This is a genomic window from Nocardia sienata NBRC 100364, assembly GCF_001613205.1.
Lineage (GTDB): Bacteria > Actinomycetota > Actinomycetes > Mycobacteriales > Mycobacteriaceae > Nocardia > Nocardia sienata.
In genome coordinates, this window is the sequence record NZ_BDBX01000024.1 from 208,801 (window position 1) to 228,716 (window position 19,916).

Genomic DNA, 19,916 nt, shown 5'->3' on the forward strand with positions numbered 1-19,916 from the left:
GGGATTTCTGCGTCAACCCCAGGTTGACGATGGTCATGCGTCAACCTATAGTTGACGCATGACTACAGTACGTCTGGACGATCTCATCGAGGTCATCAAGAAGGCCCGGCCCGACAACGCGCTGGAACAACTCGCCGACGCGGTGGTCACCGCGGGGCATCTCGGTGAGCTGGCCGACCATCTGATCGGTCATTTCGTCGATCAGGCCCGGCGTTCGGGTGCCTCGTGGACGGAGATCGGCGCGAGCATGGGGGTCAGTAAACAGGCGGCCCAGAAACGCTTTGTGCCCAAGCCGCCGGGCGATCCCACCGCCGAGATGGCTACCGATGCCGGCTTCGGCAAATTCACCCCGCGTGCCCGCGCGGTCGTTGTGGCGGCTCAGGAGGCCGCGACCATCACCGGCAGCGCCGAGATCTCCCTCGGTCATCTGGTGCTGGGCCTGCTCAGCGAGGCGGACGGTCTCGCCGGTCAGCTGATCGTGGAACAGGGCGTCGCCCTCGCGGATGTCGCGAGCGCGGCGCTGACCGCGGTGGGCGGCGACGCGACGGCCGGACCGGAGGCCTTGAAGGCCGCGACCGCCGCCGGCAAGATGAGCGGACTCGTCCCCTTCGGTGCCGAGGCCAAGAAGGCGCTGGAGTTGACCTTCCGCGAGGCCCTGCGGCTCGCGCACAACTACATCGGCACCGAGCACATCCTGCTCGCCGTCCTCGAGCTGGAGAACGGCTCGGGGATCTTGAGCGATACCGGATTGCGCAAGGAGCCGATCGAGACCAGATTGATCGAACTACTGCAGCAGATCGTCGCCGAGAAGAAATAGCGCACCTCGGCCGCGGGGGTACCCGGGACGCCGTGCGCCCTGCGTTCGGCGCGATTCGAACAGTTCGTGGTGCGTGGTGTGTGGGCGGCCACCGCCCGCTGTGCCGGTATTACCGCAGGCGGGGGCTCCGATGCACTCGATCCGGGGCGGTATCCCGGTAATCTATAGCAATGGCGGATGAAACGGACTCCGACCTGGTGGCCGGTGAGCACCGGGACGATCTGCTGCGCGCATTGACCTATGTCTCCACCGAATCGTTGTCGGACGGGAGCTATGTGGTCAACGGCGATCTACCGCCGGAGGTCGCGCCGCCGTTCATTCGCGCCATCATGCGGGTCGAGGCCGAACTGCTACTGCACGATGCCGAGTTCGTCACGATCGACGAGGGAGAGCCGCGCACCCCGGAGGAGCGGCGCGCGGATGCCTTTCTGGCCCTTGCCCTGCGGGTCACCGACAGTCTTTGAGGTCCGGTGCCGCGGGTTCGCGACCTCTCGGTCTCGATTCTGCACTCCGCCGCTGGAGTCGCTGCGCTCCGTCGCTCTGTCGTCCCGGAATCGAGACGGGCTCTCGAACCTCTTCGGGGGCCGGAGCGGGAGTAGCTGTGGTCTGTGCGGCGGTCGACCTTGCACTCGGCACCGGTGAGTGCTAAAAATGGCATTGGCACTCCCCACCGGAGAGTGCCAAAGGTCGGGACGGTGAGATCGGGTACCACGACACCCCTGGTCGTCCGTCGCGGGCACCGAACCTGGCCACAAGCGTAGCTAAAGGGTGACCCGACAATGCGGTCATCCTGTGTGTCAGCCTCATTACTTGGAGGATCTCACCGCAATGGCCAAGACAATTGCGTACGACGAAGAGGCCCGTCGCGGCCTCGAGCGGGGCCTCAACAGCCTCGCCGACGCGGTCAAGGTGACGCTGGGGCCCAAGGGCCGCAACGTCGTGCTCGAGAAGAAGTGGGGCGCCCCCACGATCACCAACGATGGTGTGTCCATCGCCAAGGAGATCGAGCTGGAGGACCCGTACGAGAAGATCGGCGCCGAGCTGGTCAAGGAAGTCGCCAAGAAGACCGACGATGTCGCGGGCGACGGCACCACCACCGCCACCGTGCTCGCCCAGGCGCTGGTGCGCGAGGGTCTGCGCAATGTCGCGGCCGGCGCGAACCCGCTGGGCCTGAAGCGCGGCATCGAGAAGGCCGTCGAGGCCGTCACCGCCAAGCTGCTCGACTCCGCCAAGGAGGTCGAGACCAAGGAGCAGATCGCCGCCACCGCCGGTATCTCCGCGGGTGACGCGTCCATCGGTGAGCTGATCGCCGAGGCCATGGACAAGGTCGGCAAAGAAGGCGTCATCACCGTCGAAGAGGCGCAGACCTTCGGTCTGTCGCTGGAGCTCACCGAGGGTATGCGCTTCGACAAGGGCTACATCTCGGGCTACTTCGTCACCGACCCCGAGCGTCAGGAAGCGGTCCTCGAGGATCCCTACATCCTGCTGGTCGGCTCGAAGGTCTCCACCGTCAAGGACCTGCTGCCGCTGCTGGAGAAGGTCATCCAGGCCGGCAAGCCGCTGCTGATCATCGCCGAGGACGTCGAGGGCGAGGCCCTGTCGACCCTGGTCGTGAACAAGATCCGCGGCACCTTCAAGTCCGTCGCCGTCAAGGCGCCGGGCTTCGGTGACCGCCGCAAGGCCCAGCTCGCCGATATCGCCATCCTCACCGGTGGCGAGGTCATCAGCGAAGAGGTCGGCCTCTCCCTGGAGACCGCCGGCATCGAGCTGCTCGGCCAGGCGCGCAAGGTCGTCGTCACCAAGGACGAGACCACCATCGTCGAGGGCGCGGGCGACGCGGAGGCCATCCAGGGCCGCGTGGCGCAGATCCGCACCGAGATCGAGAACTCGGACTCCGACTACGACCGCGAGAAGCTGCAGGAGCGCCTGGCCAAGCTGGCCGGCGGTGTTGCGGTCATCAAGGCCGGTGCCGCGACCGAGGTCGAGCTCAAGGAGCGCAAGCACCGCATCGAAGATGCCGTGCGCAACGCCAAGGCCGCCGTCGAAGAGGGCATCGTCGCCGGTGGTGGCGTGGCCCTGCTGCAGTCGGCCCCGGCTCTGGACGACCTGAAGCTCGAAGGTGACGAGGCGACCGGCGCGAACATCGTGAAGGTGGCGCTGTCGGCTCCGCTGAAGCAGATCGCCTTCAACGCCGGCCTCGAGCCCGGCGTCGTCGCGGAGAAGGTTTCCAACCTGCCCGCCGGTCAGGGCCTCAACGCCCAGACCAACGAGTACGAGGACCTGCTCGCCGCCGGTGTCGCCGACCCGGTCAAGGTCACCCGCTCGGCCCTGCAGAACGCGGCCTCCATCGCGGCCCTGTTCCTGACCACCGAGGCCGTTGTCGCCGACAAGCCGGAGAAGGCGGCCGCCGCGCCGGCCGATCCGACCGGCGGCATGGGCGGTATGGACTTCTGAGTCCTGCCACCCGGCAATCCTTTTCGAATCGAGGGCCGGTCCACCTACGGGTGGACCGGCCCTCGGCGTATCTATCGCTACGTTGACGAGACTTTGGGTATCCTAGGTATCTATATCTGACATAAGGGATGTCCAGAGAAGGTGGTGACATGGGATCTTCCAAGACGCCGATCGAGATCGATGACGAAGCGCTGGCGATCGCGGCGGAGGTGCTCGGTACCAAGACGAAGAAGGATACGGTCAATGCCGCCCTTCGTGAGGTCGGTCAACGATTGGTCCGCATGCGCGCTCTCGCCCGCCTCGGCGAGATGGCCGACGGAGGCGACTTCGACGAATTTCTCGGCAACAAGGCGGCCTACCGCCGGTGACCCCCGCCATCTACCTCATTGATATCTCTGGGCTGTTCCGGATTCTCCAGGAGCCCTACCGGAAGGCGTGGGCCGATCAGCTGGCTGCGGGAGTGATCGCCACCTGTCCGATCGTGGAACTCGAATTCCTGTATTCGTCCAGATCATTGGCCGACCGGCTCGAGAAGCGGCGGCTACTGCATGATCTGTTCGGTTGGACCCCGATGCCGGACCGGGCCTACGAGCGGGCCGAGGAGGTTCAACAGCTGATGACGGAGCGGGGAACACACCGTTCGGCCGGCCCGGTGGACCTCCTCATTGCGGCGACCGCCGAACACAGCCGACTCACAATCCTGTCCGATGACAACGATTTCGCGACTGTTGCCCGGATCACCGGGCAACAGGTGGCGTTTGTAGCCGGTGCTTCCGGCTGAGCCCGGATCGCCGGATCGTGCTTCGACCATCGTTCGTCGATCGGCACCGGTGGCGACGCGATCAAAGCCTGGCGATCGCCGACCGGCAGTGTTGACCGGCTTGGCACCGATCAGAGCGGGATGACGTGCGGACGGCCCGCGGTCGGCTCGGTGACCACCTGCGCGGCGAGGCCGAAGACATCGCGCAGCACGTCCGGACGCACGACCTGCGCGGGGGTGCCCTGGGTGACGATGGCACCGTTCTTCATCGCGACGAGATGGTCGCTGTAGCGAGCGGCCAGCGAGATGTCGTGCAGGACCATGAGAACCGTCCGGTTGTGCTCGCGGTTCATCCGCACGATCAATTCCAGTAGTTCCACCTGATGTGCCAGGTCGAGGTAGGTCGTCGGCTCGTCCAGCAGCATGATGCCGGTTTCCTGGGCGAGTGTCATGGAGATCCACGCCCGTTGCCGTTGGCCACCGGAGAGTTCTTCCAGTCTGGCGCCGGCCAGGTCGAGCATGCCGGTGCTGTTCAGGACGTCCCGCAATGTTGTCTCGTCCAGGACCGAGAACTGTTCGTACCAGCGCTGCCTGGGGTGGCGCCCGCGTGAGACGAGATCGGCGACCGTGAGACCGGGCGGCGCGGCGGGAGACTGGGGCAGGATACTGACACGCCGGGCGACCTGCCGGGTGGGCAGGGTGTTGATCGGCTTGCCGTCGAGCAGGACTCGACCGGCCCGGGGAGCTATGAGCCGACCGAGGCCGCGCAACAATGTCGACTTCCCGCAGCCGTTGGGGCCGATGATCGACGTGACCGATCCGGTCGGCACATCGAAGGTCAGATCGTTGACGACCGGGGCGCCGTCGTAGCCGAGGGCGAGATTCTCCGCGCGCAGTACGGAAATCGTTTCCGGGTGACTCACGTCAGCTTCCTTTGGTTCCGTAGGACCAGAAAGAGGAGATAGGGCCCGCCCAGCACCGCGGTGGCCACACCGACGGGTAGCGATACCGAGAGCGCGTTCGCGGCGAGGGTGTCGGCGACCGAGACGAATACGATGCCCACCAATCCGGAGGTCAGAATCGGCGGCACGGTCGACCGGGTGAGCAGCCGCGCGATCTGGGGGCTCGCCAGCGCGACGAAGACCAGCGGGCCCGCGACCACGACCCCGGTGGCGGCCAGCAGCGTCGCGAGGGCCAGCGCGTACAGGCGAAGGCGGCCGATCCGGATCCCCAGTCCCAGCGCGATATCGTCGTCCATGGTGAGCAGCATCAGCCGCCGCCCCAGCAGCAGCGCGGCCACCAGCAGGACCAGGGCCAGCAGACCCATCGGCCGGATCAGCGGCCAGTCCTTGCCGTTGAGTGAACCGGACATCCAGGTCAGCGCCTGCGCGGCATTGCTGACATCACCGAGGGTCAGCAGCCAGGTCGTCAGGCTCACCGCGAGTCCGTTGATGCCGAGCCCGACGAGCACCAGGCGGTAGCTGTCCAGAGTCGCGGAAAAGGCGAGCAGGAAGAGCAGGGCTCCGGCCAGGATGCCACCGCCGAACGCGGCGACCGGCAGACCGACCCCGGCGGCCAACCCACTGAGACCGGCGGCGCCACCACCGGCCAGCACCAGCACGGAGACCGCGCCGAGCGAGGCGCCGGCCGTCACGCCGAGGATGTCGGGGCTGGCGAGTGGGTTGCGTGCCACGGTCTGGGTGATCGCCCCCGCCATGGCCAGACAGCCGCCCGCGATGACGGCCCCCACGGCGCGCGGCGCCCGGAATTCCGTCACGGCGAGGTGGAGCCGGGAGTTCGAGTCATCGCCCAGCAGCGCACGGACGCCGGCGTCCAGTGGGAGCGCGGAACCACCGTTGGCGATATGGATCGCGGTGGCCGCCAAGGCCAGCAGGGACAATGCGACACCGACCCACAGCGCTCGGGGCATGACGCGCACCGAGACCGGACCCCACCGCAGGACGCGGGTGGGCGCGAGCAGGTTCGGGGCCGGGCCGCTCATACGGTCACCAGCCGGCGCCGGCGAGCGAGTAGTACGAAGAACGGTGCCCCGATGACCGCGAGCACGACCCCGACCGACAACTCACCCGGCCGGGCGATCACCCGGCCGGCAGTATCGGCGACGAGGACGAGGAATATGCCGAACGCGGCTGCCGCGGGCACCGAACGACGATAGTCGGCACCGACGAGTGCCCTGGCGATATGCGGTACCAGCAACCCGGCGAAGGCGATCGGACCGGCCATGGTGACCGCGGAGCCGGCCAGCAGTGTGATCGCCCCGATGCCGGCACACCGCGCGACGGGGATGGAGGTCCCGAGCGATCGCGCCGCGTCCTCGCCGAGGGCGAGTGTGTTGAGCGCGCCGATATTGAGCACGGCGAGCAGCAGCCCCGCGACCGCGAAGGGCCAGATCGCTTCGAGCGAGTCCGGGCGCGCCGCCAGTGAACCCACCTGCCAGAACCGCAGCGTGTCCAAGGACGCGCTGTCGAGCAGTACCAGCCCGGTGACCAGGCCGCCGCACAGCGCGGTGACCGCCGCGCCGGACAACACCAGCGTGATCGGCGTCGCCCCGTTACGGGCGGCGGTACCGACCGCGAACACCACCACACCGGCGAGCAGCGCGCCCACGAAGGCCAGACCGGCCTGGGCGGGTACCGGCAGGGAGCCGAACAGGAACGTGGCGGATACGATCGCCAGCGCCGCGCCCTGATTGATACCGAGCAGGCCGGGTTCGGCGACAGCGTTGCGCGTATGTCCCTGGGTCAGGATTCCGGCGACACCCAGGCAGGCGCCCGCGGCGATGCCGACGAGGGTGCGGGGCCAGCGGAGTTCGCGGATCGTCACATCCATATCGGTGCCGGTGGGGGTGAAGATCGCATGCCATACCTCCGGCAGGCTCGACGGGCTGCTCCCGACACAGACGCTCACCAGCACGGCCGCCACCACCGCGGCGACCGGCACGCCCACCATGACCAGCGGTGCGCGACCGGGACGAGGCATGGCACCGCGGCGCGGCGGGACCGCAGACCCGACCGGCGATTCCGGGACATCCGAGGTGGTCTCGCCGGTCACCGGTTCGCTCGCACCGGCACTGTCGCCATCTCGGTTCTCCTTGCTAAGGTTCAGCAACGCATTGGGCAGCCTATCCTTATTCGGATGTCGCGTGGTAGCCCACCTGAAGGAAAGGTGACCTCATGCGAGTGATGTCCCGCCGGTCGATAGCCCAGCGATCACTGACTCCCCTGTTGGTGGGCGGACTGCTGTTCGCCGGAGCGTGTGGTGGCTCGGGTGATTCGAGTTCGAATGCTCCCGCCGGTGCGGGGGCCCCGATCTCGGTCGAGCACGCCATGGGTACCACGACCATCGACGCGCCACCGGAACGCGTTGTCGCACTGGACCCGAGTTTCTCCGACGCCGCGCTGCTGCTCGACGCCCCGCTCGTCGGGTACGTCCAGTATCGCGAGGACCGGGACAATCCCTTCCCGGACTACCTGGGCGATATCGACGACGTGGTGGCCGATTCGGTGAACGTCGGGACGATTGCCGAGCCGGACCTGGAGAAGATCCTGGAGCTCGAACCCGATCTGATCATCTCGGCGAAAGTGCGCCACGAGCCGCTCTACGATCAGCTGTCCAAGATCGCGCCGACGGTGTTCTCCGAGACCACCGGCCCGACGTGGAAGCGCAACGTCGTACTTCTCGGCGAGGCGCTGGGTAGAAAGGACCGAGCCGAAGAGCTGGTGACCGGCTATGAGGAGCGCGCCGCCGCGGTGGGAGAACAGATCCGGGCCGCGCATCCCGGCGTCACCTATTCGCTGGTCCGATTCGCCGGTGAGAACACCGCCCGGCTCTACTCCAGCAGTTCGTTCATCGGGGAGATCATGGCGGACATGGGCATCCCGCGTCCCGCCGGCGCACCCGACGCCGACGACAGCATCTTCACCCCGCTGTCGGTGGAGCAGATCCTCGCCGCCGACGCGGGAATCGTCATGGTTTCGGCCTACACCCCGCCGGGCGCCGAAGGGGACTCCAGCCGGGATCAACAGGCGTCCTTCGAAGGCAATCCGCTCTGGCAGCGCCTCACCGGCGATGTCGTTCACGTCGATGACGAGCCGTTCGTCCTCTCGGTGAGTGTGCAGGGGGCGCACGCCTCGATCACCACGCTCGCCGAACATTTCGGCGTCGATCCGCGCGAGGACCTGATCCCCTGACCGATCGAGCGCCGGCCCTGGGCTGCGGGGAGTCGTAGGCAGAGCTGGCTCTACGACTCCGTCGGCAGGCCGGAGCTCGGGCCGGCGGAGGCGGCCGCAAGAGGTGATCTGCCCCCGCCGGTGGCTTAGAGCTCACCGCGGTGGCACGGACGGCCGTTGCCGATCAGCCAGCGGCGGCCTTGCCGAGGCGCCAGAAGCCGCTGAACATGATGTCGGACTTGACCATTCCGCGGTCACGTACCAGGTGGCGGCGTACTCCGGACACGAGTTGCTGCTCGCCCACGACGAAGGCGTAGCCGGGCCCGTGTGGGAGGTTCGCCGCGCGCACGGCCGCGGTGGCCGGCGCGCCGATCCGGACGCGGGAGTCGGCGCGGGGCAGCCAGTGCACCCGCACGCCCGCCGGCTCGCCCAGATCCTGCATGTCGGTGTGGTGGGGGACTTCGATATACGCCGCGCCGCACAGATCCCGCGGCGCCGATCGCAGCACACCCGCGATCGCGGGCAGCGCGCTTTCGTCGCCGACCAGCAGTGACCAGTGGGCATGTGGCGGGGCCTGATACATGATGCCTTCGTCGAGCAGACCGACGGGCATGCCCGGGCGCACCCGGCCGGCCCATGCGGAGGCCGGGCCGGTATCCCCGTGGGCGACGAAGTCAATATCGATCTCGGCGTGCTCGCCGAAGAACCCGGCGCCCGCGGGGCGGAATCCGCGCACGGTGTAGTTACGGATCAGTGGCCGGGTATCGCTGCTCATCGCCAGACATTGCGCATACCAGAGGGTGTTCTCCGCCGCGGTGGGCAGGCGCAGGCCGGTTTGCCGGGCCCGCGGCAGAAAGAGGCGCAGCCACTGGTCGTAGCCCATCGGCGTGAAGTCGGCGAGGTCGGGCCCGCCGACCGTGACCCGGATGAAGCTGTGGCCGATACGCTCGGCGGCCAGGGTTTCGGCGGTGCGGATCCGCCGCTGTGCCGGTTTGACGTATTTGGTGCGCGTCGCCATGCGTATCAGGTTAGCAATGCCTTACCTAATGTTGGTGGTAGCCGATTCCCGCGCGTCCGGTTGGGTGACAATGGTCGGATGAGTGGCGTACAGGACAGCGGAACCGATCCTTACCTCTGGCTCGAAGAGGTCACCGGCGAGCGGGCACTCGATTTCGCACGGGCGCACAACGAGGTCGTCATGGAGCGGTTCGCCGCCGGCGACCGGTTCGACGCGCTGCAGCGCCGGATACTGGACATGCTGGACACCGACGCCAAAATCGCCTTCCCCGGGCGGCGCGGGCAGTGGCTGTACAACTTCTGGCGCGACGCGGCGCATCCGCGCGGTCTGTGGCGGCGCACCACCTTCGCCGAATATGTGAAGGCGGAGCCCGAATGGGACGTCCTGATCGACCTCGACGCGGTCGCCGCCGCCGAGGACGAGAACTGGGTCTGGGGCGGTGCCGGAGTGTTGCGACCGGCCCAGAGCCGGGCGCTGATCAGCCTGTCGCGCGGTGGGGCGGACGCGAAGGTCGTTCGTGAATTCGATATGGAAACACGCCAATTCATCGCGCCGGAGGACGGCGGCTACTTCCTGCCCGAAGCGAAGTCGCGGATCAGTTGGATCGATATCGATTCCGTTTATGTAGGAACGGATTTCGGTCCCGGCTCGCTCACCGGATCCGGATATCCGCGGATCGCGAAACGCTGGCGCCGGGGCACCGCGCTCGATACCGCCGAAACGGTATTCGAGGGCGCGGTGACCGACGTCTCCGTCTCGGCGGGTTACGACCGGACCCCCGGCTACGAGCGGCACTACATCGCACAGACCACCGATTTCTTCAACGAAGAGGTGTTCCTGCTCGAGGACGACGGTTCCCGGATCCGTCTGGAGACACCGTCGGACGCCGACGAGTCGTGGTACAAGGAATGGCTGCTGGTCCGGTTGAAATCGCCGTGGGAAGTCGGGGGCCGCACCTATTCCGCCGGTGCCATGATCGCCACGAATTTCGTCCAGTTCCTCGCCGGCGGGCGAGATTTCGAGGTGCTGTTCGAGCCGGACGCGCACACCTCGCTGCACGGTTACGGCTGGACCGAGAACCATCTGTTGCTGGTGACCCTCGAGGATGTGCAGACCAAGCTGTACGTCCTCACCCCGGGTGCCGGGGGCTGGCGCACGGAACCGCTCGCCGATACCCCCGCCATGGCCACCACCGGCATCATGAATCTCGATCCGCTCGAGGGCGGGGACGACTACATGCTCATGACCAGTGGATTCACCACACCCACCACCCTGCTCGCGGGGTCGGTCGGTGCGCCGGTGACCGAGTGGAAACAGGAGCCCGCGTTCTTCGACGCGACCGGTATCGAGACCGAACAGTTCTTCGCGCGCTCGGATGACGGAACGTCGATCCCGTATTTCGTGATCCGGCACCGCGAGACCCGGGATACGCCGGCACCCACTGTGATGTCGGGCTACGGCGGATTCGAGGTGTCCCGGACTCCCGGCTACGGCGGCGCATCCGGTATCGGATGGCTGGAACAGGGCGGCACCTATGTGATGACCAATATCCGCGGCGGCGGGGAATACGGGCCGCAGTGGCATACCTCGGTGCAGAAGGAGAACCGGTACAAGGTGTACGAGGATTTCTCCTCGATCGCCCGTGATCTGGTGGCCCGCGGGATAACCACCGCCGACCGGCTCGGCGCTGTCGGCGGCAGTAACGGCGGTCTGCTGATGGGGGTGATGCTCACCCGCTACCCGGAATTGTTCGGGGCCATCGTCTGCCAGGTGCCGCTACTGGATATGCGCCGGTATCACCGGTTGCTGGCGGGCGCGTCCTGGATGGCGGAATACGGTGATCCGGATGTGCCGGAGGAATGGGCCTATATCAGCCGGTACTCCCCCTATCAGCGGGCCGCGGAAACCGGTGCGGGCGCCACCTATCCGCCGATCCTGCTGACCACTTCCACCCGTGACGATCGCGTGCATCCGGGGCACGCCCGCAAAATGGCGGCGCTACTGGAGGAACAGGGCCACCGGGTCTGGTATCACGAGAACATCGAGGGCGGGCACGGCGGCGCCGCCGACAACAAGCAGTCGGCGTTCCAGGCGGCCCTGATCTACGAGTTCTTCACCCAGATGCTCATCGAGGGCCGGACCGCGAAGTGATCCGGTGTCGGTCAGCGATCGTGTAACCACTTCTCGATACGGTCGACCACATCGGCGGGTTCGGAGATCCAGCCGTTGTGGCCCAGCGGCCGGGGTACGTGCCAGGTCGTCTTGTCGACGTTCGGCAGTTTGTCCAGCAGATGCCCGGCCGATGTCCGCGGGGCCAGTTCGTCGCCGGTCAGGGTGATGGAGAGTACGGGCAGTTTCAGCCGGGTGAGGCGTTCCTCGTAGTCGATATCGGCACCGGCCGGGTCGAACCGGCCGGTGCGGGCCAGCCGGGCCCAGTCGGAGACGAGCACCTTCGACTGGCGGCCGAAACCGTTGGGGCCGAGTTTGTCGCCCGGCCAGACCCCGGCCAGCGTGGCGGTCAGCGAGACCGCGGCGGTGCCGACCAGCATGCCCGGCCCGAGCAGGCCGCGAAAACCCCGGTAATAGGGGGTGCCGGAGGCGACGAGAATCAGTCCCGCGAGGCGGCCGCGGACCCGCGCCGCGTACAGCGCCGCCAGTTGCCCGCCCATACTGTGGCCCAGCACGTACGGGGTGCGGTCGGGGAAGCGGGTGCGCACCACCTCGAAGATCGCCGGGAAGTCCACCGCGGCGAGTTCGTGGTATCCGTAGGTGCTGGCCGCGCTCGGTTTGGATGAGCCGGCGCCGTTGCCGCGCAGTTCGCCCACCGCGACATCGATGCCGCGCCGGGCGAGCGCACGAGCGAAATAGAGGTAGTACTCGGCGGGAACACCCAGCCCGGGTATCAGGACGACCACCGGACGAGGTGTGTCCGGAGTGACCGGACGCCCGTCCGATCCCGTGGCCGGGACCAGCCGCACCGTGACGGTGCTGCCGTCGGGCATCTGGATCGCAACGGTCTCCACCGGGTCAAGGCTAGCCGCCGAACGTCCTCGCCCGGCGGTGTGGTCAGGCCCGGATCGCGCCCACGATGATCCGGCTCAGCACCCGGATCACCTCGTCGAGCGGTTGCCGCGGTTCGGCGCCGCTCCATTCGTCCACCACATAGTTGACCGCGCCGATGATGGCGAGCATCCGCAGGTCGTAGTCACCGGTCGGGATCTCACCGTGCAGTGCGGCGTCCTCGGCGGCCTTGGCGAGCACCGAACTCCAGGCCCGGCGCGATTCCCCGCGCATCTTCTCGACTTTGGCCCCGGCGCCGACCACTTCGACGAGCACGACCCGAGCTCGTCGCATATCGGTGCCGATGGATTGCACATAGGCGCGGATGGCGCCGTCGATCCGTTCCAGCGCGCTCTTCTCGGTGCTCTGATCGAGGGAGGCGAGCACCGCGGTCCGTGACTCCCGGTCGATGAGAGCGAAGAGTTCCACAAGGAGCGATTCGCGGCCGGTGAACTCTTCGTAGAACTGGCGCGAGGACAACCCCGCATCTTTGCAAATGGCCCCGACCGAGCTATTGGCATACCCGTCTCTCGCGAAAACCGTCAGGCCGGATTCGAGAAAACGAGCGCGTCGCTCGCGTTGCCGATCTTCTACGGGCTGCCCGGCATACCGTCGTCCCGAATTCGCTTCCTGTGACATCGCGCAGAACAATACCGAAAAGCCCGATCACCTCGTCATCGATCGGGCCTTTCGTAGCCTGCCGGTAGCACGGTACGGGGTTGCCGAAAGTTGGCTGTCCGCAACCCGGGTCGCCGGGGAAACTGCCAAACCGGACAATGCCTGGATCTCGCTGGTACAGCGGATTTTAAAGGGAAATTATAGAATAATTTCCATGGGCCCGGCATGACCACTGCAATAACCCGGCAACACATAGTGTTCACCTTATGGGAACCGCGCTGCTGTATGGGCTGGGTACGGCAATTCCATTGCTGATCGGTGCGGCCATCGGATTGCGAACCACATTGCCCGAGCCATTGCTCGCCTCGCTGATGGCTTTCGGCGCGGGCACCATGATCGCCGCCGTGACCAACGAACTGTTCGAACCCGCCTTCTTGCAAGCGGGGGCATTCACCGCCGGCGTGGCGCTGTTTCTCGGTGCCGCCGTGTACGTGGTCGCCAACCGGCTCCTCGAACGCAGGGAGGGCGCGGGTGCGGTGGGCTGGGCCCTGATGCTCGGAACGGTTCTCGACGGTGTTCCGGAGAACACGGCCCTCGGCGTATCGCTGGGGTCGGGCGGCGGGATCGTGCTGCTGGTCGCCATCGCCGCGGGCAACGTACCGGAGGCGATCGGCGGATCGGCGCTGCTGCACCGGCAGCGAAACGTCGCACCCGCTGGAGCGTTCACCCTGTGGGTCCTCACCGGCGCGGTCCTCGTCGTGGTCACCGTCGCCGGAAACCTGCTCTCCGATCACCTCCAGCCGACCCATATCAGCGCGATCCAGGCCTTCGCGGGCGGCGCGACCATCGCGGTCCTCGCCGATTCGCTCATGCCGGAGGCATACCGGGAGGGTGGCTGGTGGGTCGGCATGGCCACATCTGTCGGGTTCCTCGTCGCGTTTCTGCTGAGCTGATCGGCCGAGCCCCCGGAAAATCGGTTCCCTCGCCCGCCCGGCCGGCGAATGATGCGCAAGGTATGGCAGCCAACGCATTCCGCTCCGGACTCCGCCGCAAGGCGGAGCCGTTGCGGGTGCGCGCCTTCCGGGGAATATTCGTCGGCGCCGTGTGCTCCGGCGTCACCGACGGGATCGTCCCGGTGGCCTTCGCTGTGCACTCGATACAGGAATTCGGCTCCGCCACATCGCTCACCGTCATCCTGATCGCTCTGTGGGCCGGCCGGTTCGCCTGCACTCCGGTCGCCGGTCTCGCTGCCGCTCGCCGCGACCCGTTCGCAGTGATGATCGGTTCCGATGTGGTGCGTATGGTCGCGCAGGGTGGGCTGGCGCTGGTGCTGGTGGGTACCGGCCGTGATTCGCTGACGGCAATGGCGGTTTCGGCCGCGCTCTTCGGCGCGGCCACCGCTTTCTACGCCCCGGCGCTGTCCACCGTCCTGCCCACAGTGGTGCCCGGACCCGGTCTGCGCCCGGCCAACGCGCTGATCGCCCTGGTCACCGATATCAGTGTGCTGATCGGTCCGGCGGTGGCGGTGGTCCTGTCGGAGACGGTGGGATTCGTCTGGATTCTGGTGTTCGACTCGGTGACATTCGGAATGAACCTGGTCGCGCTGGTCTACGCGCGGCGGGCGGCTCACGCTGTTCTCCGTCCCGATGAGCCGGCGGATTGCCCGCGGTCGACCCTGGGTACGGGTTGGGCGACCCTGCGCGGAACGGTCACCGGTGCGCCATGGCTCGGCTGGTCGGTCGCGCTCTGGTTCGCGGTGTCCTTCGTGATCGGCCTGGTAGCGGTGGCCGGTCCGGCACTGACCGTCACCGCGACCGGTGGTGGCGGGCTGTGGGCGGCCCTCGCCACCGGAATGGCAGTGGCGGCGCTGACCGGGTCGTTGTCGGTGATCGCCGGGGCGGTGCGGTTCGGCTGGCGCTGCGGGTCCACCGTGCTGACCACCGCGGTTGTGTTCGAGGCGGTCGCCGTCGCGGGCTACGGGCTGGACGTGGTCGGTCCGGTTCTGTTGTTCATCGGCTGTCTGACCGCGGGGTTCGCCATCTCGATCACCGGGGTCGTCTGGCAGGCTCTGATCCAGGCCGAACTCCCGGCCGATGAGCTCGGTGTCTTCGGCTCGGTCGAGGGGTTCGCCGGTGCGGCGGGGGTCCCGGCCGGGATGGTGGCCGGCGGGACGGCGGTGTCCACGGCCGGGACAGTATTCGTCGCGTGCGGTGCCGTCGGAGCTCTGCTCGCCCTCACCGCTGCCGTACGGGCGAGTATGCGCACATCCGGACCGTCCCGCGCGGCCGCCCGTCCCGGCGGGGTGTGAGCCGCACGGCTTCACCGTCGGAATCGGTGCCGGATCGGACCGGCTTTCTCCTGGTGGGCTGCGAGTCTCGGGATACAACTGACCGGAACCGGTACCGGGTCGCCCGCCCCGCCGCCGTCCCACTCGGTATTCGCCGAGCGGGTCCGGTGCTCCCGGGCCCAGGCGGATCGCGACAGTGTCACTCCGGGGCGAGCCGGACCAGCATCTTGCCGGCATTCGCGCCGGACAGAACACCGAGGAAGGCGGCCGGGGCCTGGTCGAGTCCGTCGTACACCGTCTCCCGGGTGTGCAGCGTGCCGTCGGCCAGCCAGGCCGCGGCCTTGGCGATGTACTCGCCGATCAGCGGCAAATAGCTGTTCACCAGCATCCCGCGCAGTGTCAGCTCCTTGGTGGCAGCCAGGAACAGATCGGGCCCCCGCCGGCCCGGGTCGCCGTTGTAACCACTGATCGCACCGACCAGTGCGATTCGGCCGTGCGGACGCATGGCCTCGACCGCGACCCGCAGCTGGTCGCCACCGACGCTGTCCAGATAGACATCGATACCGTCGGGTGCCGCCTGTGCCAGGCGAGCGGACAGATCGCCCGCGCGATAGTCGATGGCGGCGTCGAATCCGAACTCCTCGGTGAGCATTTCGGCCTTGACGGGTCCGCCTGCCGATCCGATCACACGGCCGGCACCGAGCACCCGGGCGAGCTGCCCGGCGACGCTGCCGACCGCACCGGCCGCGGCCGAGACGAATACCGTGTCTCCGGGACGGACCGGCGCGATATCGGTCAGAGCAGCGTAGGCGGTGAGCCCTGTGGTGCCGAGAGCACCGAGGTAGTGGTGCGGTGCTGCGAGGGTCGGGTCGACCGGCGTGGCGGTGGCGGCGTCGATCACCGAATGTTCGCGCCAGCCCGCGAAGTGCGTGACGATGGTGCCGACGGGGACACCGGCGGCCCGGGAGGCGACCACTTCGCCCAACGCCGAACCTTCCAGCACCTCGCCCAGCCGGAACGGCGGGATATAGGAGGGCCGGTCGTCCATGCGCCCGCGCATGTACGGGTCAACCGACATCCAGGTATTGCGGACCAGGATCTCACCGTCGGCGAGGTCCTGGATCGGTGCGGTGACCAGTTCGAAGTTCGCGGCGGTCGGTGCTCCGGACGGGCGCGCGGCCAAACGGATCTCGCGCGTGGTGGTAGGCGGTGCCGATTCCACCGGGGCGGCTGTGCCGGTCGCCGGAGTCCTCGGGGTGGTCGGGTTCTGCTGGGTGTCCTCGCGCACGGCTTCTGCCTCTCTCGTTTCACGGACTGTCGATATCGCTAACGAGAAGCTATGGCGGTTCAGGGTCGGCTCCCAGGTCCTCGCCCGCCATGATCCGGTCCTGCCGCGCCACCGCCGCCCGGCCGGTCTCGGCTGTCTACCCGCCACCTCATGCGTGCTGTCCTGTTATCGGCACTGCCGGGACGACGCCGGGCTCCGGCATCCGGATCAGCGGCCGGGCGGATGCGCGGCGATCAGCGATTTCGATGGCCCCCCGGCGATCCGCCACTCCACCGCCGGTAGGCCTTGCGCAGCGCACGATCGTCGGTGAAGGCCAGGCGGGCCGCGACGGCGGCGGTGGTCCGGCCGGACCGCAGTAGTTCCTCGGCCCGGCGGTAGCGCGATTCGTCGAGTTCCCGGCGCCAGGTGGTGCCGTGTTCGGCCAGCCGTCGTTGCAGGGTTCGCGGGCTCACCGTCAAGCGGGCGGCGACGCCGGTCAGGGTCGGGGTACCCGCATCGATGGCGGCGGCGAGTGCGCTGCGGAAATCGTCCAGCGGTCCGGAGATCGGGCGGGCCGCGGCGAGTACGAGGTCGGCGTGGCCGCGCAGCAACTCGGCCAGAGCGGGATCGGCGCGCACCAGTGGTGCCTCGGCGTCGGCGGCGGCGAAGGTGATCGTATCGGCGGGCGCGTCGAAGTCGATGTGGCCGGTACCGAAGGCTTCGATGAGGGTCCGGTGTTCGCGCGGCGCCGGACGGCCGAAGGTGAGGCGGACGGGGACAACGGGGCGGCCGAGTCCCTCCCGTGCGCGCCTCAGGTAGTAGCCGAGTACGTATTCGTTGATCACCGCCGCGACCCGCGGGTCGTCCGCGGAGGTACGGAAGCCGACGGTCAGCTCGCCGTCGTAATGCAGATCGAAGCCTTCGGCAGTGGCGGTGACCAGTCGGTGGTAAGGCTGGGCGGCGGCCAGCGAATCCGCGAGGGTCGCCCCGGTGGTGACGAGATAATCCCAGGTGCTGAGCCTGCCGAGCGTTGCGTCGTCGGCGACTGCGAGACCCGCGCCGGGGCCGGCGTCCGCCAGCAGTTGCCACATCTGGACCAGCGAGTGCAGGGGCACCCGGTCGAGTTCGCCGCGCAACTCGCTATCGCTGGTACCGGGGATCGTCGCCAGTCGTCCCGGGTCGGCGCCGGTCCGCAGAGCGGTGCCGCGGACCAGGCGGATCAGCTGCGACGAGACAGTCCCGATCGTGGGATCGTTGTGCCCGGGGCGGGCAGCGGTGTAGGCGGCGTCGACGGGGTCCAGGTCAGGGGTTTGAGCGCTCGCCACGGATGCCACGGTAGTCATCGCGGCCATCCGGCGGACGACCCGCGGGTAACCAGAGGCGCCTCCCCATTGCCGGGGCTAGCCGAGTGAACATCCAGCAACAGCGTTAGGCTCGACACCGTGACTTCCCACTACGATGTCGTCGTTCTCGGTGCTGGTCCCGGCGGTTACGTCGCCGCGATCCGCGCCGCTCAACTCGGCCTGCGAACAGCGATCGTCGAGCAGAAATACTGGGGTGGCGTGTGCCTGAACGTGGGCTGCATCCCGTCCAAGGCACTGCTGCGCAACGCGGAGCTGGCTCATATCTTCACCAAGGAAGCGAAAACCTTCGGTATCAGCGGGGAGGCGACCTTCGATTTCGGAGCGGCCTTCGATCGCAGCCGTAAGGTCGCGGACGGCCGGGTCAAGGGCGTCCACTTCCTGATGAAGAAGAACAAGATCACCGAGTACGACGGCAAGGGTTCGTTCACCGGCCCGAACGAGCTCTCGATCGAGCTCGGCAAGGGCGGCACGGAGTCGATCACCTTCGACAACGTCATCATCGCCACCGGCACCAACACCAAACTGCTGCCGGGCACCTCTCTGAGCAAGAACGTCGTCACCTACGAGGAGCAGATCCTCACCCGCGACCTGCCGGGTTCGATCCTGATCGTCGGCGCCGGCGCCATCGGCATGGAGTTCGGCTACGTCCTGCGCAACTACGGCGTCGACGTGCGCATCGTGGAATTCCTGGACCGCGCGCTGCCCAACGAGGACGCCGATGTCTCCAAGGAGATCACCAAGGCGTACAAGAAGCTCGGTATCACCATCACCACCGGTGCGGCCGTGCAGTCCATCGACGACGACGGGTCCAAGGTCACCGTCGCGATCAAGGACAACAAGTCCGGTTCGGTCGAGACCGTCACCGTCGACAAGGTGCTGCAGGCCGTCGGCTTCGCGCCCCGGGTCGAGGGCTACGGCCTGGAGAACACCGGTGTGGCGCTCACCGACCGCGGCGCGATCGCCATCGACGACAATATGCGCACCAATGTGCCGCATATCTACGCCATCGGCGATGTCACCGCGAAACTGCAGCTCGCGCACGTCGCGGAGGCACAGGGCGTGGTCGCGGCCGAGACCATCGGCGGCGCGGAGACGCTGACCCTGGGCGACTACCGGATGATGCCGCGCGCGACCTTCTGCCAGCCGCAGGTCGCCAGCTTCGGTCTCACCGAGCAGCAGGCGCGCGACGAGGGCTACGACGTGAAGGTCGCGACCTTCCCGTTCACCGCCAACGGCAAGGCACACGGTCTCGGCGACGCCACCGGTTTCGTCAAGCTGATCTCGGACAACAAGTACGGCGAGCTGATCGGTGGCCACCTGATCGGCCCCGACGTCTCCGAACTGCTGCCCGAACTGACCCTGGCCCAGAAGTGGGATCTCACGGTCAACGAGCTGGCCCGTAATGTGCACACGCACCCCACGCTGAGCGAGGCGCTGCAGGAGGCCATCCACGGCCTGGCCGGGCACATGATCAACTTCTGATCTCGCCCGGTTCTCGTCTCCCGACCCGGCATCGTGCCCGCACGGTGCCGGGTCGGTTCGTATCCGGTGGCCCGGACGGAACGAGCCGGCCGCCCGGGGCGCGGTGGGCGGGGATATATTCCGGCGATGAGTACGGAACCGCTGTCCGCCCGTTTCGGGTTGACCGGCATGCGTTCGATTCTCGGGGTTTTCGCGGTTCTGTTGCTGTCCGTGGTCTTGCTCGGCGCGGTCTTCGCCGACGCCCGGATGGTGCGCACCGAGGTGCTTCGCGTCGAAACCCAGCCGCCGACCGTCGAATACGACGGTGCGACCTACCACGCGGGCCTCCTGAGGAAGGAGAGTTGGCTGCTGCACCGGCGGCTTCCGGATGTGATCATGGTCGGTCGCTACCCGCATATGGGGTACGGACATCCTGTCTACTTCGAAATCCTCGGCAACAGCGACCCCACGCTCGAATCGGCACGATGGAGCCCCGAGGGAGTCACGGTACGCCTCGACTCGGGGCACGAGATATTCGTCCCCGCAGCATCTTTCACCGGCGGCCGCTAGTGATCTGCCGCCGTTGAGGTAGTCGAGTTCGATCTCGCACTGCGAGAGCT

General features: G+C 67.6%; 19 protein-coding genes. 11 read left to right on the forward strand and 8 right to left on the reverse strand.

The features are described from left to right. Positions 1-58 precede the first annotated feature (58 nt). The 5 genes from NS4_RS15470 to NS4_RS15490 all read left to right on the forward strand — a co-directional run bounded on the left by NS4_RS15470 (position 59) and on the right by NS4_RS15490 (position 4,052). Positions 59-817 carry a Clp protease N-terminal domain-containing protein gene (locus NS4_RS15470; protein ID WP_063060224.1) on the forward strand — a complete coding sequence of 253 codons (759 nt, stop codon included), beginning with the start codon at positions 59-61 and terminating at the stop codon, positions 815-817. Between the two features lie 170 nt (positions 818-987). After that, entirely contained in the window at positions 988-1,281 is a 294-nt protein-coding gene (locus tag NS4_RS15475; RefSeq protein WP_030524663.1) for a DUF222 domain-containing protein, read from the forward strand. A gap of 364 nt (positions 1,282-1,645) precedes the next feature. Beyond that, positions 1,646-3,271 carry a chaperonin GroEL gene (gene groL, locus NS4_RS15480; protein WP_063060225.1) on the forward strand — a complete coding sequence of 542 codons (1,626 nt, stop codon included), beginning with the start codon at positions 1,646-1,648 and terminating at the stop codon, positions 3,269-3,271. A gap of 149 nt (positions 3,272-3,420) precedes the next feature. Next, on the forward strand, positions 3,421-3,639 hold the full coding sequence (locus tag NS4_RS15485; protein ID WP_030524661.1) for a type II toxin-antitoxin system VapB family antitoxin: 219 nt from the start codon (positions 3,421-3,423) through the stop codon (positions 3,637-3,639). Continuing rightward, the gene (locus tag NS4_RS15490) at positions 3,636-4,052 is read left to right on the forward strand and encodes a PIN domain nuclease (protein ID WP_063060226.1); all 417 of its coding nucleotides are present in this window, start codon (positions 3,636-3,638) and stop codon (positions 4,050-4,052) included. Before NS4_RS15485 ends, NS4_RS15490 begins: the two co-directional genes overlap by 4 nt. Positions 4,053-4,162: 110 nt before the next feature. On the opposite strand, the gene NS4_RS15495 is transcribed toward NS4_RS15490, so the two are convergent. From NS4_RS15495 to NS4_RS15505, 3 genes are read right to left on the reverse strand one after another with little or no spacing between them, the layout of a single operon-like run. Continuing rightward, positions 4,163-4,954, reverse strand: a complete 792-nt coding sequence (locus NS4_RS15495) for an ABC transporter ATP-binding protein (RefSeq protein WP_063060227.1) — start codon at positions 4,952-4,954, stop codon at positions 4,163-4,165. Then, on the reverse strand, positions 4,951-6,033 hold the full coding sequence (locus NS4_RS15500) for a FecCD family ABC transporter permease (protein ID WP_169811767.1): 1,083 nt from the start codon (positions 6,031-6,033) through the stop codon (positions 4,951-4,953). Before NS4_RS15500 ends, NS4_RS15495 begins: the two co-directional genes overlap by 4 nt. Next, entirely contained in the window at positions 6,030-7,031 is a 1,002-nt protein-coding gene (locus NS4_RS15505) for a FecCD family ABC transporter permease (RefSeq protein WP_063060283.1), read from the reverse strand. The genes NS4_RS15500 and NS4_RS15505 overlap by 4 nt, the downstream gene beginning before the upstream one ends. A gap of 194 nt (positions 7,032-7,225) precedes the next feature. Here NS4_RS15505 and NS4_RS15510 point away from each other — a divergent pair, with 194 nt between their 5' ends. Beyond that, positions 7,226-8,242 carry an ABC transporter substrate-binding protein gene (locus tag NS4_RS15510; protein WP_063060228.1) on the forward strand — a complete coding sequence of 339 codons (1,017 nt, stop codon included), beginning with the start codon at positions 7,226-7,228 and terminating at the stop codon, positions 8,240-8,242. Between the two features lie 163 nt (positions 8,243-8,405). Here the strand turns inward: NS4_RS15510 and NS4_RS15515 are convergent, their stop codons facing one another. Then, entirely contained in the window at positions 8,406-9,239 is an 834-nt protein-coding gene (locus NS4_RS15515; protein ID WP_063060229.1) for a siderophore-interacting protein, read from the reverse strand. A gap of 78 nt (positions 9,240-9,317) precedes the next feature. Here NS4_RS15515 and NS4_RS15520 point away from each other — a divergent pair, with 78 nt between their 5' ends. Continuing rightward, positions 9,318-11,390: a prolyl oligopeptidase family serine peptidase gene (locus NS4_RS15520; RefSeq protein WP_063060230.1), complete on the forward strand. Its 2,073-nt coding sequence runs from the start codon at positions 9,318-9,320 to the stop codon at positions 11,388-11,390. An 11-nt stretch (positions 11,391-11,401) separates the two neighbouring features. Here NS4_RS15520 and NS4_RS15525 read toward each other — a convergent pair whose 3' ends face one another. Next, entirely contained in the window at positions 11,402-12,262 is an 861-nt protein-coding gene (locus NS4_RS15525) for an alpha/beta hydrolase family protein (protein WP_063060231.1), read from the reverse strand. Positions 12,263-12,305: 43 nt separating this feature from the next. After that, entirely contained in the window at positions 12,306-12,938 is a 633-nt protein-coding gene (locus tag NS4_RS15530; RefSeq protein ID WP_063060232.1) for a TetR/AcrR family transcriptional regulator, read from the reverse strand. A gap of 245 nt (positions 12,939-13,183) precedes the next feature. Between NS4_RS15530 and NS4_RS15535 the strand changes: the two genes are divergently transcribed. Then, entirely contained in the window at positions 13,184-13,870 is a 687-nt protein-coding gene (locus tag NS4_RS15535; RefSeq protein WP_063060233.1) for a ZIP family metal transporter, read from the forward strand. 62 nt (positions 13,871-13,932) lie between these two features. After that, positions 13,933-15,225, forward strand: a complete 1,293-nt coding sequence (locus tag NS4_RS15540) for an MFS transporter (protein ID WP_063060234.1) — start codon at positions 13,933-13,935, stop codon at positions 15,223-15,225. Positions 15,226-15,403: 178 nt separating this feature from the next. On the opposite strand, the gene NS4_RS15545 is transcribed toward NS4_RS15540, so the two are convergent. Together NS4_RS15545 and NS4_RS15550 are read right to left on the reverse strand one after the other, a co-directional pair. Then, on the reverse strand, positions 15,404-16,426 hold the full coding sequence (locus tag NS4_RS15545; RefSeq protein WP_063060284.1) for an NADP-dependent oxidoreductase: 1,023 nt from the start codon (positions 16,424-16,426) through the stop codon (positions 15,404-15,406). A gap of 299 nt (positions 16,427-16,725) precedes the next feature. Then, positions 16,726-17,796, reverse strand: coding sequence for an AraC family transcriptional regulator (locus tag NS4_RS15550; protein ID WP_245665424.1), 1,071 nt, complete (start codon positions 17,794-17,796; stop codon positions 16,726-16,728). Positions 17,797-17,913: 117 nt separating this feature from the next. Here NS4_RS15550 and lpdA point away from each other — a divergent pair, with 117 nt between their 5' ends. Continuing rightward, the gene (gene lpdA, locus NS4_RS15555; protein ID WP_063060235.1) at positions 17,914-19,317 is read left to right on the forward strand and encodes a dihydrolipoyl dehydrogenase; all 1,404 of its coding nucleotides are present in this window, start codon (positions 17,914-17,916) and stop codon (positions 19,315-19,317) included. 126 nt (positions 19,318-19,443) lie between these two features. Then, the gene (locus NS4_RS15560) at positions 19,444-19,866 is read left to right on the forward strand and encodes a hypothetical protein (RefSeq protein WP_063060236.1); all 423 of its coding nucleotides are present in this window, start codon (positions 19,444-19,446) and stop codon (positions 19,864-19,866) included. The last annotated feature ends 50 nt before the right edge of the window (positions 19,867-19,916 follow it).

What these genes read in the sequence shown, in the direction of transcription:
- NS4_RS15520 (WP_063060230.1), top strand. Translation starts at nt 9,318, where the DNA reads ATGAGTGGCGTACAGGACAGCGGAACCGATCCTTACCTCTGGCTCGAA.
- NS4_RS15560 (WP_063060236.1), top strand. Translation starts at nt 19,444, where the DNA reads ATGAGTACGGAACCGCTGTCCGCCCGTTTCGGGTTGACCGGCATGCGT.
- NS4_RS15535 (WP_063060233.1), top strand. Translation starts at nt 13,184, where the DNA reads ATGGGAACCGCGCTGCTGTATGGGCTGGGTACGGCAATTCCATTGCTG.
- groL (WP_063060225.1), top strand. Translation starts at nt 1,646, where the DNA reads ATGGCCAAGACAATTGCGTACGACGAAGAGGCCCGTCGCGGCCTCGAG.
- NS4_RS15515 (WP_063060229.1), bottom strand. Translation starts at nt 9,239, where the DNA reads ATGGCGACGCGCACCAAATACGTCAAACCGGCACAGCGGCGGATCCGC.
- NS4_RS15530 (WP_063060232.1), bottom strand. Translation starts at nt 12,938, where the DNA reads ATGTCACAGGAAGCGAATTCGGGACGACGGTATGCCGGGCAGCCCGTA.
- NS4_RS15485 (WP_030524661.1), top strand. Translation starts at nt 3,421, where the DNA reads ATGGGATCTTCCAAGACGCCGATCGAGATCGATGACGAAGCGCTGGCG.
- NS4_RS15505 (WP_063060283.1), bottom strand. Translation starts at nt 7,031, where the DNA reads ATGCCTCGTCCCGGTCGCGCACCGCTGGTCATGGTGGGCGTGCCGGTC.
- NS4_RS15540 (WP_063060234.1), top strand. Translation starts at nt 13,933, where the DNA reads ATGGCAGCCAACGCATTCCGCTCCGGACTCCGCCGCAAGGCGGAGCCG.
- NS4_RS15475 (WP_030524663.1), top strand. Translation starts at nt 988, where the DNA reads ATGGCGGATGAAACGGACTCCGACCTGGTGGCCGGTGAGCACCGGGAC.
- NS4_RS15470 (WP_063060224.1), top strand. Translation starts at nt 59, where the DNA reads ATGACTACAGTACGTCTGGACGATCTCATCGAGGTCATCAAGAAGGCC.
- NS4_RS15510 (WP_063060228.1), top strand. Translation starts at nt 7,226, where the DNA reads ATGCGAGTGATGTCCCGCCGGTCGATAGCCCAGCGATCACTGACTCCC.
- NS4_RS15500 (WP_169811767.1), bottom strand. Translation starts at nt 6,033, where the DNA reads ATGAGCGGCCCGGCCCCGAACCTGCTCGCGCCCACCCGCGTCCTGCGG.